Origin of the sequence: Niastella vici (genome assembly GCF_002077945.1) — a bacterium.
Taxonomy (GTDB): Bacteria; Bacteroidota; Bacteroidia; order Chitinophagales; family Chitinophagaceae; genus Niastella; species Niastella vici.
On the sequence record NZ_LVYD01000047.1, the window covers coordinates 1 to 20119 of the forward strand.

General features: G+C 45.3%; 18 protein-coding genes. 11 read left to right on the forward strand and 7 right to left on the reverse strand.

Translation table 11 applies throughout. From position 1 onward, the window contains the following. Both A3860_RS17685 and A3860_RS17690 read right to left on the reverse strand, forming a co-directional pair. Window positions 1-354, reverse strand: a 354-nt coding sequence (locus tag A3860_RS17685; protein ID WP_245843561.1) for a hypothetical protein, incomplete at its 3' end; no start/stop codon positions are given. 235 nt (window positions 355-589) lie between these two features. Next, window positions 590-775, reverse strand: a complete 186-nt coding sequence (locus A3860_RS17690; RefSeq protein ID WP_081148070.1) for a hypothetical protein — start codon at window positions 773-775, stop codon at window positions 590-592. A 76-nt stretch (window positions 776-851) separates the two neighbouring features. Between A3860_RS17690 and paaA the strand changes: the two genes are divergently transcribed. From paaA to A3860_RS17720, 6 genes are all read left to right on the forward strand, one after another. After that, a complete protein-coding gene (paaA, locus tag A3860_RS17695) occupies window positions 852-1823 on the forward strand; it encodes a 1,2-phenylacetyl-CoA epoxidase subunit PaaA (protein ID WP_245843562.1) in 972 nt (323 codons plus the stop codon). A gap of 41 nt (window positions 1824-1864) precedes the next feature. After that, window positions 1865-2254: a 1,2-phenylacetyl-CoA epoxidase subunit PaaB gene (gene paaB, locus A3860_RS17700; protein WP_081148072.1), complete on the forward strand. Its 390-nt coding sequence runs from the start codon at window positions 1865-1867 to the stop codon at window positions 2252-2254. Window positions 2255-2271: 17 nt separating this feature from the next. Next, the gene (gene paaC, locus A3860_RS17705) at window positions 2272-3039 is read left to right on the forward strand and encodes a 1,2-phenylacetyl-CoA epoxidase subunit PaaC (RefSeq protein WP_081148073.1); all 768 of its coding nucleotides are present in this window, start codon (window positions 2272-2274) and stop codon (window positions 3037-3039) included. An 87-nt stretch (window positions 3040-3126) separates the two neighbouring features. Further along, window positions 3127-3642, forward strand: a complete 516-nt coding sequence (gene paaD / locus A3860_RS17710) for a 1,2-phenylacetyl-CoA epoxidase subunit PaaD (RefSeq protein WP_081148074.1) — start codon at window positions 3127-3129, stop codon at window positions 3640-3642. Window positions 3643-3686: 44 nt separating this feature from the next. Continuing rightward, window positions 3687-4463 (forward strand): enoyl-CoA hydratase-related protein, encoded by a 777-nt coding sequence (locus A3860_RS17715; protein WP_081148075.1) that lies wholly within the window; start codon window positions 3687-3689, stop codon window positions 4461-4463. A gap of 18 nt (window positions 4464-4481) precedes the next feature. Continuing rightward, complete coding sequence (locus A3860_RS17720) at window positions 4482-4907, forward strand: hotdog fold thioesterase (protein ID WP_081148076.1); 426 nt, start codon at window positions 4482-4484, stop codon at window positions 4905-4907. A gap of 22 nt (window positions 4908-4929) precedes the next feature. On the opposite strand, the gene A3860_RS17725 is transcribed toward A3860_RS17720, so the two are convergent. After that, complete coding sequence (locus tag A3860_RS17725; RefSeq protein WP_081148077.1) at window positions 4930-5937, reverse strand: aldo/keto reductase; 1008 nt, start codon at window positions 5935-5937, stop codon at window positions 4930-4932. A 192-nt stretch (window positions 5938-6129) separates the two neighbouring features. Here A3860_RS17725 and A3860_RS17730 point away from each other — a divergent pair, with 192 nt between their 5' ends. From A3860_RS17730 to A3860_RS17750, 5 genes are all read left to right on the forward strand, one after another. After that, the gene (locus tag A3860_RS17730) at window positions 6130-6726 is read left to right on the forward strand and encodes an acyltransferase (protein WP_081148078.1); all 597 of its coding nucleotides are present in this window, start codon (window positions 6130-6132) and stop codon (window positions 6724-6726) included. A 27-nt stretch (window positions 6727-6753) separates the two neighbouring features. After that, window positions 6754-7767 carry a GTPase ObgE gene (gene obgE / locus A3860_RS17735; RefSeq protein ID WP_081148079.1) on the forward strand — a complete coding sequence of 338 codons (1014 nt, stop codon included), beginning with the start codon at window positions 6754-6756 and terminating at the stop codon, window positions 7765-7767. A gap of 139 nt (window positions 7768-7906) precedes the next feature. Then, window positions 7907-10183, forward strand: coding sequence for a patatin-like phospholipase domain-containing protein (locus tag A3860_RS17740; RefSeq protein WP_081148080.1), 2277 nt, complete (start codon window positions 7907-7909; stop codon window positions 10181-10183). Between the two features lie 110 nt (window positions 10184-10293). After that, on the forward strand, window positions 10294-12459 hold the full coding sequence (locus A3860_RS17745; protein WP_081148081.1) for a S46 family peptidase: 2166 nt from the start codon (window positions 10294-10296) through the stop codon (window positions 12457-12459). A 151-nt stretch (window positions 12460-12610) separates the two neighbouring features. Beyond that, complete coding sequence (locus A3860_RS17750) at window positions 12611-13084, forward strand: RDD family protein (protein WP_158085291.1); 474 nt, start codon at window positions 12611-12613, stop codon at window positions 13082-13084. A gap of 56 nt (window positions 13085-13140) precedes the next feature. On the opposite strand, the gene A3860_RS17755 is transcribed toward A3860_RS17750, so the two are convergent. The 4 genes from A3860_RS17755 to A3860_RS17770 all read right to left on the reverse strand — a co-directional run bounded on the left by A3860_RS17755 (window position 13141) and on the right by A3860_RS17770 (window position 20005). After that, window positions 13141-14448 carry an NAD(P)/FAD-dependent oxidoreductase gene (locus tag A3860_RS17755; protein ID WP_081148083.1) on the reverse strand — a complete coding sequence of 436 codons (1308 nt, stop codon included), beginning with the start codon at window positions 14446-14448 and terminating at the stop codon, window positions 13141-13143. Between the two features lie 268 nt (window positions 14449-14716). After that, window positions 14717-17788 carry a PAS domain S-box protein gene (locus tag A3860_RS17760; protein WP_081148084.1) on the reverse strand — a complete coding sequence of 1024 codons (3072 nt, stop codon included), beginning with the start codon at window positions 17786-17788 and terminating at the stop codon, window positions 14717-14719. Next, entirely contained in the window at window positions 17778-18917 is a 1140-nt protein-coding gene (locus A3860_RS17765; RefSeq protein WP_081148085.1) for an FIST signal transduction protein, read from the reverse strand. Before A3860_RS17765 ends, A3860_RS17760 begins: the two co-directional genes overlap by 11 nt. Before the next feature lie 320 nt (window positions 18918-19237). Further along, window positions 19238-20005: a patatin-like phospholipase family protein gene (locus tag A3860_RS17770; protein ID WP_081148086.1), complete on the reverse strand. Its 768-nt coding sequence runs from the start codon at window positions 20003-20005 to the stop codon at window positions 19238-19240. Window positions 20006-20119: the final 114 nt, after the last annotated feature.

Here is a 20119-nt window from a genome sequence, read left to right on the forward strand (position 1 = left end):
TGAATATACTTCTGTAGTACCGTTGATCTTTGATTTTACTACTACATTCAAAGCAGCATCACCGAAATCTTCTGTTTTCAACATGAACTTTTTAGTAAGACCAGCACCTTTGAATTTTTCAGTGTACAGTACATTACCATACTCATCGCGGAAGGTAACAGTGTACTCATCTTCTACAGTAGAAGTCAGGTTCAGTTCAAATACAGGTTGATTTTCTTTATTGCCGATGAACTTTAATTCAGTAACGTGTTTTTTGGGACCTTCTTCATTAGCCACTGCTGTGTTAGAGAATGCGAAGGTTAAAGCGATTAAAGCGATAGCGATAAATCCGTAGTTCCTCATTGCCATTTTCATAAATGTGTATTTTATAGATTTTGATATTTCGTTTCTATTTTTTGCTATGGGATCACAATCGTGGCAGGCAGGCAATTCGTACGTCTTTTCGAAGAGAGAAGCAACTTACTTTTTGAAGTAACACCCCCTGGTGTTGTTGTTTGTTGCGTTTCGTAATGCAAACATAAGACGGGTTCCATCGCTGAAAAAATCAACTCAACAGCAGTTATAGGATGCTAAAGGCCTGTATGAAATGTTAAAACCCGCTATCAGCAAGGGTTTTGTAAGGTAATGCCCATGATGCCCAACCCTTTTTCACGTGTCTTAAATGGGCTGCTGGTAATGATTTCTTAACGCTAAAACCGGTTTTAAGCTCATTTTTCCCGCTTTTGGGGCCAGTAATTGGCCTCTTTTGGCGTGCGACGAAGCCGTCTTTTTGCATTGAGCAGGTTGTCAGCAGAATATACTTTAATTTCGGCGCTAACGATTGTTAGCATTTATGGCAAAAAAAGTTATCTTTGATACCACTAAAAATGTTTCCCATGTCGGTGCAGGAATTAGAACAAATCTTTCTGGCTAAAATTGAACAGGAGATCAGGATAGAACCTAAGGACTGGATGCCGGATGCCTACCGCAAAACCCTGATCAGGCAGATCTCGCAGCATGCGCACAGCGAAATTGTAGGCATGTTGCCCGAAGGCAACTGGATCAGCCGGGCGCCCAGCCTGAAACGGAAAGCCATATTACTGGCCAAGGTGCAGGACGAAGCCGGCCATGGCCTTTACCTGTATTCGGCTGCCGAAACGTTGGGCACTACCCGCGAGCAAACCATTAACGACCTGCACAGCGGCAAAGCCAAGTATTCTTCCATCTTTAATTATCCCACGCTTACCTGGGCCGATATTGGCGCCATTGGCTGGCTGGTTGATGGAGCCGCCATCTTAAACCAGGTGATGCTTTGCCGTACCTCGTATGGTCCGTACGCACGCGCTATGGTGCGTATATGTAAGGAAGAGAGTTTTCACCAGCGCCAGGGGTTCGATATACTGATGGTGCTTTCGAAGGGTACACCCGAACAACGCGCCATGTGCCAGGATGCCATTAACCGCTGGTGGTGGCCATCGTTGATGATGTTTGGTCCGCACGATAGTGAATCAACACACAGTGAACAAAGCACCCAATGGAAAATAAAACGCATGAGCAATGACGAGCTGCGTCAGAAGTTTGTTGATATGATCGCCGAACAGGTAAAAGTGTTGAATATGACGCTGCCCGATGAACACCTGAAATGGAATGAAGAAACCAAACATTATGATTTTGGGGGAATTAACTGGACCGAATTCTGGAACGTAGTGAAAGGGAACGGTCCCTGCAATAAGCAACGCCTCGACGCACGGCGCAAGGCCTGGGATGAAGGCGCCTGGGTTCGCGAAGCCGCCAGTGCACATGCCGCCAAACGAAAAATGCGTCAGGAGAAACAAATTGCATAACAGAGCGGATTAGCAAACAAGAATTAATTAAAACGATTGTAATGAATATACGGCTTACAAAATATTATTACGGTGATATACCCGAGGACAAAGGCGGTGGTAGTTTACATACCCAGCGTAAAACCGGCTCGGGTAATGGGCAAGGCGCGGGCGCCGACTGGCCTTTGTGGGAAGTGTTTATCCGCAGCAAACAGGGCATCGATCATAAACATGTAGGCAGTTTGCATGCTGCCGATGCGCAAATGGCTATTGAAAATGCCCGGGATGTGTATACCCGCCGCATGGAAGGTGTAAGCATTTGGGTAGTGGAAAGCAAATACATTCATGCTTCCAACCCCGATGAAGCCGCTTCATTGTATGAACCGGCCAATGACAAAGTATACCGGCATCCTACGTTTTACGATCTGCCCGATGAATTGACCCATATGTAAATTCAATAGAATTGGAAATGACAAAAGACGCAACATATAACTACCTACTTCACCTGGCCGATAATGCACTCATTCTGGCGCAACGCAACAGTGAATGGTGTGGGCATGGGCCGGTGCTGGAACAGGATATCGCCATCACCAATATTTCGCTCGATCTTATTGGGCAATCAAGAAGTTTATATCAATACGCTGCTGAGCTGATCAATGAAGGAACCGGCGCAGCAACAGAAGATACCTTGGCTTATTTGCGCGATACGCGTGACTTCAAAAATTGCCTGCTGGTTGAACAACCCAATGGCGATTGGGCGCAAACCATATTGCGGCAATTCTTTTTTAGTACGTATCAGTTCTTTTTATACCAACGGCTACAGCAATCAGGCGACGCACACCTCGCTGCCATTGCAGAAAAATCGTTGAAAGAGGTCACTTATCATGTACGTTGGAGCAGCGAATGGGTGATACGTTTGGGCGATGGTACCGAAGAAAGCCGTAACCGCCTGCTGAATGCACTGGATGAACTGTGGATGTTCACCGGCGAATTATTTGTACCATCTGCGTATGAATCAGAAGCATTTAAAGCCGGTATTGGCGTTGATGTAAGCGCTTTAAAAGCCAACTGGGAACAACGGGTGAATGAGGTATTCGAAGAAGCGACCATCAGCATAGTTTCAACAAGCGCCTGGATGCAAAGCGGTGGCAAAGAAGGCGCACATACCGAACACCTGGGGTTTATACTGGCCGAAATGCAATATATGCAGCGCGTGTATCCCGGTTGTGAATGGTAGGCTTTCGGCTCTTCGGCTTTCCGCCGGCAGGCGAACACGCGCTCATCGCAAGCCCGCTCAGGGTCAATAAATAACGAGGAAAAGGCAATGCATACGACAGACAACATATCAGTGAAGAATATATGGAGCATACTCTCAGCAGTATGTGACCCCGAAGTGCCCGTATTGTCGGTGATTGACCTGGGAATAATAAGAGATGTGAAGATAATACCGGCAAATGGTGAAGAAGGAATTGAAGTGGTGATCACGCCCACTTACTCAGGTTGCCCGGCCATGGATGTCATTCGCATGAACATTCGCATGGAATTATTGCAGCATGGGTATAAAAATGTACAGATCACAACGGTGCTGTCACCTGCCTGGACAACCGACTGGATGACCGATAGCGGTAAACAAAAATTAAAAGACTTCGGCATTGCGCCACCCAATCCCAAACAACAGGTTTGCAATACTCAATTGTTTGCAGAAGACGAAGCGGTTCAATGCCCGCATTGCCAATCGTATAATACGCGACGCATCAGTGAATTTGGGTCAACCGCCTGTAAGGCCTTGTTTCAGTGTAACGACTGCCAGGAACCGTTCGACTATTTTAAATGCCATTAATAACTTTCCAATCATACATTGTTCTGCCTAAATAATCGAATACTATGTTGCCTATTCTTTTTGCCATTGAAGGGGGTATTGCCACTATTACGTTGAACCGGCCCGATAAATTAAATTCTTTTAACCGCGAAATGGCTTTGCTGTTGCAGCAAAAGCTCGATGAGTGTGCTTCTTTACATACTGTTCGCTGTGTGTACATTACCGGCGCCGGAAAAGGATTTTGTGCCGGCCAGGACCTGGCCGAAGTAGTTGACCCGCAAGGACCGGGCATGCAACGGATATTGAGTGAACATTACAATCCCATTATTACCCGCATCCGCAATTTGCCCAAACCTGTGGTAGCTGCCGTTAATGGCGTGGCTGCCGGCGCCGGCGCTAACATTGCACTGGCTTGCGATATAGTAGTAGCCACGCAATCAGCTTCATTCATACAGGCGTTTTCAAAGTTGGGTTTAATACCCGACAGCGGCGGTACGTTTATGTTGCCCCGCCTTATCGGCTGGCAAAAAGCAAGCGCCATTATGATGCTCGGCGATAAGATCCCGGCTCAGCAGGCTGAACAAATGGGAATGATATATAAAGTATTTTCTGATGAAGATTTCGTGGCTGAAAGTAAAAAGATAGCCCTTACCTTATCGCAAATGCCTACAAAAGGCCTCGCTTATACCAAGCATATTCTCAGCTATTCAATGACTAATAATTTGGAGCAGCAATTACTGTTGGAAGATGAATTTCAGCAAAAAGCGGCGAACACCTGGGATTTCAAAGAAGGCATTCAGTCGTTCCTTGAAAAGCGGGCACCGAAGTTTAAAGGCGAATAATACTATTAAATAACAACTATGTCTGCCAGTAAAACAAAAGCCACGGCCATTATTGATGCCATGATGCATAAAGATTATTTCAGCCAGTGGCTGGGCATTGAAAGGCTGGAAGAAACCGATGGGTTTTGCAAACTGAAAATGATCATAAGGCCCGAGATGTGCAATGGTTTTGAAATTGCACATGGCGGCATTAGTTATTCATTCGCCGACAGTGCGCTTGCTTTTGCCTCGAACAGTCATGGCCGCCAGGCCGTTTCGGTAGAAACTTCTATTTCTCATATAAAACCGCTTAAGGCAGGCGATATTATCATTGCCACAGCAGAGGAGAAAAGCCGCAGCAATAAAATTGCTATTTATGAAGTGCGCGTTGAGAAAGAGAATGGGGAGCTGGCAGCGCTTTTCAAAGGCACGGTATTCAGAAAAGAAACCGAATGGAACGTTTGAGGTTCCATCCGGTTCGCAATAATTAATGATCAACCAGCTTTAAAGCCCCGTCGCTATAACGCTGTCCAACATTCGGATATTTGTTAATAACCGCTTCAATATTCTGTAGTTCACCTTTGGTTAAAGTGATATCTACCGCAGCGGCATTTTCTTCGAGGTATTTTCTTTTTTTCGTACCAGGGATGGGAACAATATCATCACCCTGCGCCAGTACCCAGGCCAGCGCCAGTTGAGCGGGCGTGCAACCTTTCTGTTCGGCCAGCACAGCAAATTCACTTACCAATAACTGGTTGTTTTGCCAGTGTTCCGATTCGAACCGCGGCAATGTTCTGCGATAATCATCGCTGGGCAAACTATCCTTATCGGCAACGGTGGCGGTTACCAGTCCACGCGCCAGGGGGCTGTAAGGCACGAAGGTAATACCCAGCTCACGAAGGGTGTTCAGGATCTCCCCTTCCACATCGCGCGTAAGCAAAGAATATTCACTTTGTAAAGCTGTTATCGGATGCACGGCATGCGCCTTTCGAATTGTATTGGCAGAAGCTTCTGATAAGCCGAGGTAGCGTACCTTTCCTTCTTTCACCAGTTCGGCCATTGCCCCTACCATTTCTTCTACAGGCACATTGGGGTCAATGCGATGGGCGTAATACAGATCGATGGTATCGATCTTCAAACGTTGCAGACTTTTTTCAACGGCTGTTTTAATATAGGCTGGTGAGCCGTCGATATAGGTGGCTGGCGTACCGGCGAAATTCGAAGTGGCGCCTTCTCTTTGTCGGAACCCGAATTTGGTAGCGATAAACACCTTGCTTCTATTCGGAACCAGTACTTTGGAGATCAGTTCTTCATTATGCCCCATGCCATACATATCTGCCGTATCCCAGAAATTGATGCCCAGTTCCAGCGCCCGGTTAAGTGTGGCAATCGACTCCTCGTCGTTGCGTGGCCCATAGGCAAAGCTCATGCCCATGCAACCCAACCCGATGGCTGAGAGCTGAATACCCGTATTACCCAGATTTCTGTATTTCATAAAAAATTGTGTTTAGGAAACAAAATTAAACCGGTTGATTATCCGGTGTTTTGTCTTTATCAAACCATTAATTGCGAAATTCAAACAACTGAATAGTAAACACCAGGAAGCAGAAATGGTTTTCTGCGCCGTGGTAAGTCAGGTTATTCCAATAGGAACAACAAAACTATCTTTATAAAAAACTCGGGCCATATGATCTATTCATTTAAAGGCTTTATACCTGTAGTTCATCCCTCTTCTTTTATTCATCCGCAAGCGGCGGTTACCGGCAATGTTATCATTGGTAAAAATGTATATGTGGGGCCGGGCGCTGCCATTCGTGGCGATTGGGGTGCCATTGTGATCGAAGATGGCTGTAATGTGCAGGAAAATTGTACCATTCATATGTTTCCGGGCGTAACAGTGTTGTTGAAAGAAAGCGCGCATATTGGTCATGGTGCAGTGATCCATGGCGCCACCATTGGCAGGAATTGCCTGGTGGGAATGAACAGCGTGATCATGGATAATGTGGAGCTGGGTGACGAATGTATTGTTGGCGCGCTCAGTTTAATAAAAGCCGATGAAAAGGTGCCGGCCCGCAGTTTACTGGTGGGCAATCCGGCAAAGATCATAAAGCAGGTATCAGACGAAATGATACAATGGAAAACCGATGGCACCCGCCTGTACCAGGCATTACCCGGCGAAATGCAGTCGCAATGGACCCCCTGCGAGCCGTTGCCGGAATTACCCCCCGACCGGCCCGCGCAAAGCGCCCTGTATAAAACCTGGAATGATATAAGGAAGGGTTAAGCTATCTTTGCTGCCAATTTTAAAGTAGTGGAAAAGTCAAACTTTGTAGATCAGATCCGGATTTTCTGCCGCAGCGGGCATGGCGGCGCTGGCAGTAAGCACTTTATGCGTACCAAATTCAACCCACAGGCCGGTCCCGATGGCGGCGATGGCGGCCGGGGTGGACATATTATTCTTCGTGGTAATAAGAACATGTGGACGCTGTTACACCTTCGTTATTATAAGAACGTACTGGCCGAGAACGGCCAGGGCGGTAATAAAAACAATATGACCGGGCGCGATGGCAAGGACATTATCATTGAAGTGCCCCTTGGCACTATTGCCTACGATGAGGAAACTGAGGAAAATCAGGCCGAGATCCTGGAGCACGGCCAGGAGATCGTTTGGATAAAAGGCGGCCGTGGTGGTCTTGGAAACGCCCGTTTTGCCACGCCTACCAACCAGGCGCCCGAATATGCCCAACCCGGTGAACCGGGCGAAGAAGGCTGGAAGGTGCTGGAACTGAAAGTGCTGGCCGATGTAGGGCTTGTTGGTTTTCCCAACGCCGGTAAATCGACCCTGCTCTCGGTTATTACGGCAGCTAAACCCAAGATCGCCGATTATGCGTTCACCACTATCAATCCGAATTTAGGCATCGTTGCCTACCGCGATAGCAAAAGCTTTTGCGTGGCCGACCTTCCGGGAATTATTGAAGGGGCTGCCGAAGGCAAAGGATTGGGCCACCGGTTCCTGCGTCATATTGAACGCAACTCGGTATTGTTATTTGTTATTCCCGCCGACAGCAATGATCATAGAAAGGAGTTCAACATCCTGTTGAATGAACTGGAACAATACAATCCGGAGTTGTTGCATAAACAGTTCCTTATTGCCGTCAGCAAAAGCGAAATGCTCGATGAAGAGTTGAGGACCGCTATTGAAAAAGAATTACCCACTGAAATACCGCATGTGTTTATCTCCTCCTTTACACAACAGGGACTTACCGAATTGAAAGATATGTTGTGGAAAGCGCTGAATGAGGGGCAGGAAGTGGCAAGCAAATAGCAACAACCGTTATATAACGGGGTGCCTGAGCCATTTTATTAGGCACCCTTTGTGACAAAACAACACACCCATTACAACTATTAGGGTATTGAAATTGCCGCCGATATAGTTACCTTAGGTTCCCCTAAAACTGTTAACTATGTCGGCTATAACCGTACTATTAACGCGCCTGGCTACCCATATGCGCAATATTTTTCATGCAATATGGGTTTTCTTTCCGGGCATTCTCTTCCTCGTATTAACCCTCGTTTGTTTCTGGAACCTTGCTCAGGGTAAAGACCTGATGGTGCTGGCCACTGAGCATCGGGGCTTCTTCCTGTTGTTTCAGTCGTTTCTTGGCTTTCTGGTGTTGGTAAGCTGGTATGCTACCCGCACAGTTGCCATCGCCAAAAAGCAAAGTCCGCATACAGCGCCGGGTTATTTGCAGGATGGCTACTATAAGCACATGCCCCGTTTTATAGGGTTTTCGCTGTTTACCATAATTATACTGGCCTTTTTACAGACCCCGTTGTTTGGCAGCAGTATTGAAGAAGACAATAAAATATATTATGGTTTGCTGGTCGTTTCCATCCCTTATTATTTTTGGATGAATAAATTCTTCGAGAAACGGTTTAAAGTGATCAGGGTGAACAAACTGTTTTTGATAACCCTGCTGATTGTAATAACCGGTTCAACCCTCATTACGCTTAATATACAACGTTATTCCTGGATGGTCATTGTGATGTTGTTGGTACTGCAGGCATGTTTTATAATTCTGGTAGTTACGCGGCGCGAAGCCATTCAACAACAAAAAAAGGGTCAGAAAAATACAGCTGCGGCAACGGTTACCAGAACAGAACGGCTGGCTGAATTCCTCGGCATTCCCCGGGAAGAAATACGCTTTCATGTTTCATTTTTGTTGATCAGCCTGGTGGCGCTCTCAGTTTATTTGGCCTGCACGCTCGATGTGGCCTTTGCAGTGAGCCTCGGTTCTTTCCCCTTCGTGCTACTGGCCTTTGCTGTATTCATGGGGTTTGGATTTATTCTCACCTTTTTTTCTATTCGCATTGGCATCAATATTCATCTTATTTTTTTGCTCATTGTTTTCGTGTTTGGTCAATGGACAGAACGTCATGATGTGGCTCTCGTTGAAAAGAAACCGGCCATAAAAGAAAGCCTGGCCAATAAGGCCAGCGTGCGGGATTATTTTATTCAATGGGTAAAAGACAGGGATACGCTGATCAGGAAATCGAAAGAATTCCCGGTATACTTTGTATTATCCGATGGCGGCGCTTCGCGTTCAGGGTACTGGGTGGCCTCGGTATTGGGAAAGCTGGAAGATACTTCGCAACACGATTTTTCGAAGCACCTGTTTTGTTTGTCGGGCGCTTCGGGTGGCAGTGTAGGCAATGCCGCCTTTTATACGCTATTGAAAAACGCAGCCGACCAACCAGATAAAAAACTTCCCAACAATCAGCTATTCTATCAGGCCGGGAAAGAATACCTGCGCAGCGACTTCCTTACGTATACACTCAGCCGTATGTTGGGGCATGACTTCTTTGTGGCCATGTTCCCATTCAGTACCCGCGGCGACCGCGCCAAGGCATTAACCGATGCGCTGGAGCAGGCGCCAAAGGATAGCGTATTATTGAAGAACCAGCTGGAGGTGCCTTTTTCAGAACTGGCGGTGTACAAGGACAGTGTGAATACAAAACTGCCCATTCTTTGTGTGAATACTACACGCATGCAGGATGGAGCCCCTTCGGTTATCAGCACTATAGCCATTGACCCGCTTACATTCAATAACCGGGTCGATGTGCTGGCCCGGCTTGCCGATGGCCGCGATATGAAGTTGAGCACGGCAGTTGTACTGGGCGCCAGTTTTCCGTATGTGAGCCCTGCCGGCCGTATTGACTGTTTACGTTTTCTTAGTAAGGGGCCGCAGGAATTTCCCTTTTATTTTGTGGATGGCGGATATGTAGATAATTCCGGCGCCGGCGTGGTGCATGAAATGATCATTAAATTGAGTTCCCTGCGCGATTCCATTTGCAAGTCGAACAGTGATACCGTTTTGCGGAATAATTGCGGGAAGATCAACTTTTACGTAATGCACATCAGCAATGGGCCTGAAGGTGATATATTATTAAAAAAAGTAAATCCATTTGTGAACGACCTGGCGGCTCCGCTGCAAACCCTGATGGGTGCGTACGGCGTACAAACAAGTATCAACGACAGCCGCCTGAAGAGTTACCTGCGGAACCTGTATGGCAATGAACTCCATTATAAACCTATTAACCTTTACCGGCCGAAAGAGCCATTGAAATATTCCATGAACTGGGTTATTTCGCGACGAACGCTGGATAGTATGGACAAGCGGTTGTATTCCCCGGATGTGCGGGCATACATGGTGAAGATCATGCAGGAACTAAAACGATAGATTGCTGCAAGCTCGCCCTGATGGCTGGTCGAACGGGGGGTGGAAATAAGCCTCCTGAGTCATTTATTCATTTTTTTCAATAGGTTTGCCGCCACAAAAGCTATCATAATATGAAGAAAATTCTTTTAACGGTTGCGTTAGCCGTTACCATGGTGCGCAGCTTTGCCGATGAAGGCATGTGGCTGCCACTATTGCTTGGACAACAGGTGTATAACGACATGGTGAAGCGCGGTTTAAAGCTTACCAAGGAACAGTTGTACAGCGTCAACAAGGCCTCTATCAAAGATGCGATCATTATTTTCGGTGGATTTTGCACCGGAGAAATTGTAAGTAGTGAAGGGCTTATTTTTACCAACCACCACTGCGGTTACGATGCCACGGCCAATGCCAGCACAGTAGAACATAACTACCTGAAGAACGGTTTCTGGTCAAAAAGCAAACAGGAAGAAATTCCCTCTGCCGGTTTATATGCAGAGTTCCTGACCAAAATAGAAGACGTTACGGCCGAAGTGTTGGACTCGGCGAAAGGATTGAGCGGGTTGGACCGTGTATCGAAAGTAACAGCAGTTACAGCGGCTATCAATAAGCGCTATTCCGATGAAGCTACCAGTACCATTGCCCGGGTAAGCTCTTTATTCAAAGGTAACCAGTACCTGGTATTTGTTTACCGCCGTTATTCCGACATTCGCCTGGCTGGCGTTCCGCCCGAAAGCATTGGCAAATATGGTGGCGATACTGATAACTGGGAATGGCCACGCCATACCGGCGACTTTTCTATCTTTCGCGTTTATATGAGCAAGGATGGAAAGCCGGCCGAATATTCTCCCGAAAACATTCCTTTAAAACCAAAATATTTCCTGCCGGTTTCTATCAAAGGAATTAAAGATGGGGATTATGCCATGATCTATGGTTACCCCGGTGGTACCAATCGTTACGAAACTTCATACGGCATCAAACAAAAAATTGATATCGACAATCCCACGCTGGTAAAGCTGCGCGATATGCGGTTGAAATATATGTTTGAGCAAATGAAGAACGACCCCGCTATTAAACTGCAACTGGCAGCCGATTATGCCAGCATCGCCAACTACTGGAAATTTTTTGATGGCGAAAGCAAGCAGCTGGTCAAATACAATGTATACGATCAGAAAAAAGCAGCCGAAGCAAAATTCCAGACCTGGGCCAACGGTAAACCTGAATATGAGAACATCTTCAAAGACTGGGGAACTGCATACGATCAATGGCGTCCTTTTTCAAAACACCGCATGTACATCAATGAAGGTATTTTCGGTTCACCCCTGTTGGCCTATGCGGCCTCCTTACAACAGGTTGAAAATGCCATTGTGAAAAAAGGCAGCAGCGCCGATATCAAGAAAGCGCTGGATGCAACCAGGGAAGCAAGAACCGAATTGCTGAAAAGTGAGAACAAGGTATCTGATCAGAATATTGTAGCTGCGGTATTGAAGATGTATTATACCGATATTGATAAAGCGCAGCACCCGATCGGTTTTTATGATGCTATAAAGTCTAATTATGGCGACCTGAGCGATGAGGCTACTTATAAGAAATATGCAGCCAGTATTTTCGCCAACACCATGATACTGGATAATGCAAAATGGGATGCCTTTGCAGCAAATCCCGATGCTACGGTGTTGCAGGCCGACCCGGCTTATGCGGTGGCCAGCGCCTTTTTAAAGAACTGGCAGGGCAAGTTTTTACAGAATTACCAACAGTTCACGCTTAAGAATAATGAATTTGGCCGCCTGTACCTGAAAGGCATCAGGCAAATGGATACAGCGAAAGCCAAAAAAATGTATCCCGATGCCACCTTCACCATGCGCGTAAGTTTTGGAAATGTAAAAAGCTACGCTCCTCGTGACGCTGTTAAATACGACTATGTGACCACCATGAAAGGCATCCTGGAAAAATACCAGCCTGGTGATTATGAGTTTGACCTGCCTGAAAAATTACTGGAACTGGCCAGGAAAAAAGATTTCGGCCAGTACATCGATAAACAACGCAACGACCTGGTGGTTGGTTTCATTACTACCAATGATATCACTGGCGGTAACTCCGGTTCACCGGTGATCGATGGCAGCGGCAACCTCATTGGGCTGGCATTTGATGGCAACTATGAAGCATTGAGCCATAAGATCTCTTTTGATCCTGTTTATAACCGTACCATTTGTGTTGACGTTCGGTACGTGTTATGGTGTATTGATAAGTTGGGCGGCGCTACCAACCTCATCAATGAGTTGAAACTGGTAAAATTATAATCAACATTCTATATAAGTTTAGGGGTGGTTCGCCAATTGGTTGACCACCCTTTTTCTTTTAATGACTTGTTATTTCAAAAAGGGGTTCCCCCGATTATACGCGGGGAATGCATTTCTTTCGTTTATTTTGCACCCTAAAATTCCAATTTCCATGGAACAAAACAACCAGGCCGACTTATTACAGGATATTCAGGATGAAAATTATGTAGACCCCGTTTCAAAGTGGATACGATTAGCCAATTATATTGTTGATCAAATCGTTACGGGTGTAATTGTAAATGCTATTGAGTACGGGTTGGGAATTCTCAATAAGGGAGGAACCTATAACGATCTTATTTTGAGCCAGGACGGTATGTCGACACTTTTGTATAGCTTTCTGATCTCATTTGGCGTAATGTTCACTTATTATACGGTTTTTGAAACTGCTACCAATGGTAGAACTATTGGTAAAATATTGACCGGAACGATCGCTATTAACCAGGATGGCAGTCCGTTTACATTTAAGCAGGCCTTACTGCGCACTTTATGCCGGTTTATTCCTCTTGAGCCAATAGGTGCATTATTTGCTTACATGCCCTGGCACGATAGTATAACAAAAACAGCCGTAGTGAAAAAGACCTGGTAAAATATTATTACCGATAAAAGGAAAGGGCTCCGGTCAACCGGAGCCCTTTTTATTAGTTAGCTTTTAACCTCTATTAACTTTTCTTGTTCTGAATGCACATCCTCTTTGCGCGGCCTGATGATCAACCGCAGCGTGGGGTCATTGGTCATGAACGACCAGAACCAGCTAAAGGCCAGTTTCACTTTATTGCGGAAACCTATCAACGGAATAATGTGGATGAACAACCAGATAAACCAGGCGCCAAAACCTTTGAAGAACAATTTGGGAAGGTCAACCACGGCCTTGTATTTTGAAATAATGGCCATGCTGCCCTTATCGTTATAAGCAAAGGCTTTCATAGGTTTGCCGTTGGCCTGTTTAATGAGGTTATGAGCTAGCAATGTACCCTGTTGAATAGCCACCTGTGCTAATTGCGGGTGGCCGTTGGGAAATTTTTGGTCGGCCGACATAAAACAAAGATCGCCCAGTGCGAAAATGTTTTCGGAGTCCTGCACTTTATTGAATTCATCAACCAGTATTCTTCTGCCCCGGGTAATAACAGCAGCCGGCAAACCAGGCGCCTCGCGGCCGATTACACCAGAAGCCCAGATGAGCACATTGGTAGCAATGGTGCGGCCATCGGCCAGGTACACGGTTTCATCGTGATAATCCTTAACAGCTGTATTATTGATCACATGTACACCCAGTTTTCTTAAAACCCTGGTGGCTTCTTCCTGCGACTTATGGCTCATGGGGCCAAGCAGCGCTTTGCCGGCATCGATGAGGTACAGGTGTGAACGCAGGTCTTTTATTTCGGGATATTCTTTTCGCGCAATATTTCGGCCCAACTCTGCCAGCATACCGGCTAACTCTACGCCCGTTGGACCACCACCACAGATCACAATATTCAAATACTTTTCTTTTTCTTTAAGATCGGTAGTTCGTACTGCTTCTTCCATGTTCAGCAGTAAATGGTTGCGCAGGTTAAGGGCATCATCGATGGTTTTCATGGGCAGCGAATCTGCTTTTACGCGTTCCATGCCAAAGTAATTGCTTTCAGTTCCCATGGCCAGTACCAGGTAATCGTATTCCACTACACCGGTATCGGTTTCAATATTATTCTTTTCAGGATTTACTTTCTTTAAGCTGCCCATGTGAAAGCGCAAATTGGCTTCCTCCTGAAATAACCGGCGAAATGGATAACTGATGTTGGAAGGTTCAATGAAAGCGGTTGCAACCTGGTATAAGAGTGGAGGAAAGAAGTGGTAGTTATTCTTATCTACCAGGGTAATGTGAAAACGTTTGTCTTTTCTAAGCTTTTTGATAAGGTTAATGCCGGCAAATCCACCACCGACAATAACTACTTTTTTAACTGGTTGTTCCATAACTCGTTCTTCTTATTAACATTAATGAACAATTACGCTCCCTTATTGTATATGGGAGCACCTTTTTGCCTGACTAACTTTTTCAGGTTATGGCAAGTGTTTAAAAAAGCAAGGATGGAGAATGATAGACGCAGCAAAGTTCGTTACTATTATTGAAATAGCATAAAAAACATGAACGCGCATGTGGGTGCCTTTATTTCAACCAGTTATCAGTTTGCAGAAACGCAAGCGTGAATGTCACTTTCCCTGTTTGGCAGGGTAAGGAAGCTTAATATTGTAATTCGGGGTAGTCTGTTTTAATTAACGGTATCACTTCATCAATGACCTTTTTAAATGCAAGGATCTGACCGGCCAGGGTGGGGTATTGCTGTTCCTCCCATTGTGCCTTCTCTATTTTTTCAGCAATGCCGGCTGCCGAAAAAATATTCAGGTTGTTGAGAGATGATTTCATCCGGTGCGCCAGGAATTTTACCTGTTTAATATCTTTTTCTTCAAAGGCGCGTTCGAGGTTGGCAGTACCAGTCATGGTTTCGGTGATGAAGACCTGCAGCATTTTAACGATGAATTTTTCATCACCGCGGGTGATCTGTTTCAGTTTGGCCAAATCGTACAAAGGTGTATCTGTAGCTGCGGTTGTTTTGGCCGGGCCAAAATGCGTTTCGCGCCCCAGCCATTTGGCAATAAGGCGAATGAGGTCTTCTTCATCAAAGGGTTTGCTTAAATAATCGTTCATGCCTGCCTGTATGCACTTTTCCATTTCGCCTTTTACGGCATTGGCGGTTAGTGCAATGATGGGAATATTCGATTGTATCTCTTTCCTGATGACGCGCGTTGCTTCCAGTCCGTCCATCACCGGCATTTGAATATCCATTAAAACGATATCATACTGCCTGGCCCTGATGGCGTCAACGGCTTCAACCCCATTCACTGCTTCAGTCATGGTGGCTCCATATTGCTTCAAAATTGTTTCTGCCACCACGCGGTTCATTTCATTATCTTCTACAAGGAGTATTTTTTTGTCGGCCAGAATATGGGCTTCCACATGGCTGTTATCTTTTTTGGGCAGGTCGCTTTCCTGGCCTGTTTCAAAACTTAATTGAATATTTACCTGTGTGCCTTCGCCTTTTTTGCTTTTAACAGTTATGGAGCCGTTCATTAGTTCAACCAGTTGTTTTACGATGCTCATACCGAGGCCGGTTCCGCCATAACTGCGGGCAATGCTGTCATCTTCCTGACTGAATTTATTAAAGAGGTTTTTCAGGTAACCTTCATCCATGCCCTTGCCGGTGTCGCTAATGATGATCTCGAGCTTTTGCCAACCGGGCAGATCTTTATTAAGCAAACACTGCAACGTAACCTGGCCCCGTTTGGTGAATTTTATTGAGTTACTCAACAGGTTCATCAACACCTGGTTAATTCGGAAAGGATCGCCTTTTAATACTTTACAAACGTCAGGGGCTACCGAAACATCGAATTGCAGTCCTTTTTCTTCTGCTTTCATTTTCAGTACCCGGCTTGAATTGGTTACCAGGTCGTGCATATTGAAACCGATCTCTTCAAGAGTGACCCTGCCGGCTTCCAGCTTTGAGAAGTCGAGAATATCGTTGATGATCACCAGCAGGTTTTCGGCCGCCGTGCCAATGATCTCTAAAAAAGATTGTTGTTGTTGATTGAGTGTAGTTTTTTGTAATTGCCTGCTCATACCCAGGATAGCGTTCATAGGGGTTCTTATTTCATGGCTCATATTGGCCAGGAACAGGTCTTTGGCATGAACCGATTTTTCGGCGATCAGTTTGGCTTCTACCAGTTGCCGTTGCAGTATTTTTTGCTCAGTAATATCAAGGTGAATGCCAATGGAGCCAATATGTTGTTGTTTGTCGTTGTACAGCGGGGCGCCGCAAACCAGCCACCAGTTGGTATCGCTGCTTTTTGTTTTAACATTCATTTCATACGCATCTGACAATCCTTTTTGCCGCGAGCTGTTCTTTTCTTCGATCAGATCTTTGTATTCGTCTTTCACAAAAAGGGTTGAAGCGTTTTGGCCGATCAATTCATGTTCTTCATACCCGCTCATGAGGCAAAAGCTCTGGTTCACATACCTGATATTTTCTTCCAGGTCAACCTCAATGAGCCCGAGATTCATGTTGGCGATAATACTTCTGTATTTTTCTTCCTGTTTTTTGAGTTTGACCTCTGAGCGCTTTCTTTCGGTAATGTCGTTATACGTCCATAAATGGCCGCGGTAAATATCATCAATGAATAAGGGAATGTAATTTCTTTCCAGTACCCGGCCATCGGCCATTTTCAGTTCCTCTGTATTGACCGGCGTACGGTTCTTTAAATGATTTTCGGTAGTGGTTCTAAATTCATCGGGATATTTAAAGAGGGGCGTACTGCTTTCATAAAGGTCTGTACACTCTATGCCAACCAGGGTTTCGGGAGAACCGGGATAGCCAAAGAATTCGGTGAATTTTTTATTGGTGAGCACAACATGTCCATTCTCATCTTCGAGCAACACCCCGGTTTGCAGATTTTTTAGCAGGTGCGTTAGCCGGTTGGCGGTTGCCGTTAATTCGCCCTGGATGTCTTTATAATTTTGAATGTCGGTCAGGGTGCCGATGATCGTAATAGGCTTTCCGCTTTTAGATATGCTGATGACGCCGCCGCGGTTCAGGATCCAGCGGGTTTTTCCATCTTTCAGTTTTACGCGGTATTCAACACAATGTTTGGTTATTTCGCCATTCATGTACCGGCGAAATGTTTCTATGGCTATGTGCCGGTCTTCTTCCAGGATCGAATGCCACCAGACCAGGTTCTCTTTTCCTTCAAATACTGTTTGGTCAAGGTCAAGGATCGATTTTTCATTGACGGCAAAGGTCATGGTCTGGGTGGGGAAATGGTATTCCCATACATTGTCGTCGATGGTGGAAAGCGCCAGGCGTAGCCGTTTTTCTGATTGTTGCAGCAGATCATCGGCTTTCTTTTTTTCCTGCAGTTCGTGTTCGAGGTAATTGATAACATCCGACAGGTCGTCTGAATCGTTATACGACAGGTTGTTATTGCCCTTGAATTTATTGATGGTTTCTTTTAATTGCTTGATGGAAGCATGTTTTAGCTTCGCTTCTTTCTTTAATTTTTCATTTATTTGTATATATTCATTCTCGCTGCAGGCAAAGGCATGATTGAACAATTTGCGGTCCCGTTCATATTCTTCATAGGAGTCGTGCACCGCCTGAATAAACCGGGCGAGGTTTTCCTGCAAATAATAATCTTCAGGAAGGTACTTTTTAATTTGCCGTTCAAGCAATTTATTAAAGCTCATGGCGCAATTATAACTCATCAAAAGTGGTTATAGTCATTGTTTGATTATGTAACTCACATTTCGCATTATCATTGAAAGGAGAAATTTCGCCATAGGAGTAAAAGCCGGTAAGCAATGTTTGATTGCCGAATGTGCCGGCCACTGCTTCAACTTCTTCTTCTGTACGTTTTCCTAAAATGATCTTGCGGCCTACGCAACTGATCAATAAAGCCAGCTGAGGTGCGGCAGGCAATTTTTGAAAAGCCTGACCTGCTGCGTTTGTAGCGGCATCAACCAGTTTATCAAAATTGGCTTTCATGAACCGTACTTTTGCTCCATTGGGAATATCACCGGCAAATACCATGCTGCCGGTTTCCTGGTCAATGGAAAGTATGGTCCTTACGATAGGTTCATCTTCTTCATTTATTTTAATGCCCAATGGGAACAGCAGGGCCGATCCGGGCAATTCATCAGCATAAGGGCCAAGATAGGTTTTATACAGGTCGAGCGCTTTTTGACCTTCTATTTCAAACAACTGGTTGGCTACAGATTTGGTAACGGTACGTTCGGGACCAAATATTTCCCAGCCACCCATGGAAGCATGAGAAACAACAAAATGTTTACCGTAAAAAGGAATGGCGACTATGTTGCCGCCAGATGGTTTTTCATTCAGGCCAACTACGGTCGATTGAAAATTTGTACCATCACCGGCAAGACCACCCGTAACCGGTACGCGGTTATTAACCAGTTCGTTGATGCCACGAACCAGTTCGCTGCCATTTACATTACTGCCATCAGAAATAACCAGGATATAGGAAAGGTTGTTAAAATTGATCAGTTTGATCAATGCCTTGCCCGCCTCATAGCTGTTTTCGTAATCGCGGATGTTAACCATTACTGGCTGAATGGAAGTTTTTTCGAGCTCTATGGCAGCGATGGATACAGAGTTATCGTTTACCCGGTTATTGATGATTTCTCCTGCGGTGGAGCAAAGCACAATATCCGCTTCGGGGAATTTCGACTTCAGCTCTTCGTACAAAGGTTGCGTGCTGATTACCTCTTTACCGCCAAAACCCAGTACCAGTTTGGTTTTTGAAAGATCGGCCAGGGCGGTTTCGTTTTGCATTTGCAATTTATTGTCGTCGAATAACAGTAAGGTAGTTTGCATATGGAAAGCGTTTAAGGTTAGTTATAATGAATTCGATTATGCTGGTTATATTGATTAGCGGGAGGATTAAAAAAGCCCTTCAAATAAAACGAAAGGTGAAACATTTTATTCACAAACAAATCAGGGGGGTATAGATTAACCCCTATATAATTTAGGCTAAATTTTTAAAACAGCAACTTTGTTGTTCTACTAAGTTATCCTGAAATAAGCTTTCCGTGAAACATATGTGGTGTAACCGTGAGTTTATTGACAAAAGTCAATAAGGGTGCGGGTTTTAGTTATATGGTTTGAAGGAATACCGGGGGATTTTGATAAGGGTTTTATTGTAGAAGGCTTACCAGTTTGTTTTTATGCTTCATGGCGGCGCGGTAGCCGGCTTCATAAATGAGGTCGGCTTTGTTTACATCGAACATGCCAAATTCGTGCAGGTCGGGTTCAATGAAGAGGCTGAGTTTTTCGACCTTGCTGTACACAATTGGGGCAATGGCCATGTGGAAGCTTTTTTCGATCATGTTCATTTTGCCAAATCGTTTGCCATTGCCGGTACCCCTGGGAATGCTATTGACGTAACAACCAATGAGCACGTCGCATTTCTTTTCGAGCGGTTCAACGGGAAAGTTGTTTAACAGGCCACCATCAACAAGTATATGATCGTCTATTTTAACCGGTTCAAAGATGGCGGGAACCGAGGCCGAAGCGATCACTGCATCAATGAGTTTGCCTTTGGAGAAAGTAATGGTTTCGTTGCTGGCAAAATCGGTAGCGGTTATGTACAGTTTTTTATTGAGGCTTTCAAAGGAGTTGCCGGGAATATAAGTTTGCAAAACCTTACGCAGCACTTTCATGGAAAACAGGCCATCCTTATTCAGCAAAAAGCTCGACCAGCCGAAGTAGGAATTTTTTTTAAGGATATCGCGGATGAGGGCAGGCGAATGGCCGGCAGCGTAAAAAGCACCTACGATGGCGCCGGCGCTAACACCGGAGATAGCGTAGGGTTGAATTCCCAGTTCTTCCAGAACCTGTAACAGTCCCAAATGAGCAAAACCTCTAACCCCGCCGCCACTTAATACAATGCCTGTTTTTATCATTGATCAGTAATTTATAACGGCGGCAAAGTAGGCGCTTTTGACGTTAATTGCAATAGCGGCGTTGATTATTTTGACCTTCGGGATTAATAATTTTTATTAAGGTTGATTTAACAT

Coding starts and splice junctions, on each gene's coding strand:
- A3860_RS17690 (WP_081148070.1), bottom strand. CDS start 775: ATGCAAAAAGACGGCTTCGTCGCACGCCAAAAGAGGCCAATTACTGGC.
- paaB (WP_081148072.1), top strand. CDS start 1,865: ATGAATATACGGCTTACAAAATATTATTACGGTGATATACCCGAGGAC.
- paaC (WP_081148073.1), top strand. CDS start 2,272: ATGACAAAAGACGCAACATATAACTACCTACTTCACCTGGCCGATAAT.
- paaD (WP_081148074.1), top strand. CDS start 3,127: ATGCATACGACAGACAACATATCAGTGAAGAATATATGGAGCATACTC.
- A3860_RS17715 (WP_081148075.1), top strand. CDS start 3,687: ATGTTGCCTATTCTTTTTGCCATTGAAGGGGGTATTGCCACTATTACG.
- A3860_RS17720 (WP_081148076.1), top strand. CDS start 4,482: ATGTCTGCCAGTAAAACAAAAGCCACGGCCATTATTGATGCCATGATG.
- A3860_RS17725 (WP_081148077.1), bottom strand. CDS start 5,937: ATGAAATACAGAAATCTGGGTAATACGGGTATTCAGCTCTCAGCCATC.
- A3860_RS17730 (WP_081148078.1), top strand. CDS start 6,130: ATGATCTATTCATTTAAAGGCTTTATACCTGTAGTTCATCCCTCTTCT.
- A3860_RS17740 (WP_081148080.1), top strand. CDS start 7,907: ATGTCGGCTATAACCGTACTATTAACGCGCCTGGCTACCCATATGCGC.
- A3860_RS17745 (WP_081148081.1), top strand. CDS start 10,294: ATGAAGAAAATTCTTTTAACGGTTGCGTTAGCCGTTACCATGGTGCGC.
- A3860_RS17750 (WP_158085291.1), top strand. CDS start 12,611: ATGGAACAAAACAACCAGGCCGACTTATTACAGGATATTCAGGATGAA.
- A3860_RS17755 (WP_081148083.1), bottom strand. CDS start 14,448: ATGGAACAACCAGTTAAAAAAGTAGTTATTGTCGGTGGTGGATTTGCC.
- A3860_RS17760 (WP_081148084.1), bottom strand. CDS start 17,788: ATGAGTTATAATTGCGCCATGAGCTTTAATAAATTGCTTGAACGGCAA.
- A3860_RS17765 (WP_081148085.1), bottom strand. CDS start 18,917: ATGCAAACTACCTTACTGTTATTCGACGACAATAAATTGCAAATGCAA.
- A3860_RS17770 (WP_081148086.1), bottom strand. CDS start 20,005: ATGATAAAAACAGGCATTGTATTAAGTGGCGGCGGGGTTAGAGGTTTT.